The organism is Chelatococcus reniformis, assembly GCF_014640075.1.
GTDB lineage: Bacteria > Pseudomonadota > Alphaproteobacteria > Rhizobiales > Beijerinckiaceae > Camelimonas > Camelimonas reniformis.
In genome coordinates this window covers 1-536 of record NZ_BMGG01000038.1, presented here as the reverse complement: position 1 = coordinate 536, position 536 = coordinate 1, and the positions used below count along the sequence as shown (strand labels likewise).

Here is a 536-nt window from a genome sequence, read left to right as displayed (position 1 = left end):
AGCGCGCACAGCGCCGAGCCCTTCACGATCGGAATGTCGTCGCCCGGGAAGTCGTACTTCGACAGCAGCTCGCGGATCTCAAGCTCCACCAGCTCCAGAAGCTCCGCGTCGTCCACCATGTCGACCTTGTTCATGAACACCACCAGCGCCGGCACGCCAACCTGGCGCGCCAGAAGGATGTGCTCACGCGTCTGCGGCATCGGACCGTCCGCCGCAGACACCACGAGAATCGCGCCGTCCATCTGCGCCGCGCCCGTGATCATGTTCTTCACGTAGTCCGCGTGACCGGGGCAGTCCACGTGCGCGTAGTGACGGTTCTTCGTCTCGTACTCAACGTGCGCCGTCGAGATCGTGATGCCACGCGCCTTCTCCTCCGGCGCCTTGTCAATCTGATCATACGCCGTGAACGACGCGCCGCCCGTCTCCGCCAGAACCTTCGTGATCGCCGCCGTCAGCGACGTCTTCCCGTGGTCAACGTGGCCAATCGTGCCAATGTTGCAGTGCGGCTTCGTCCGCGAAAACTTCTCTTTGGCCAT

1 protein-coding gene is annotated in these 536 nt (G+C 63.4%); it reads right to left on the bottom strand.

What is annotated here, in order from left to right:
* Positions 1 to 536: GTP-binding protein (locus tag IEW34_RS30220; protein WP_188612960.1), on the bottom strand; the 536-nt coding region annotated here is incomplete at its 3' end.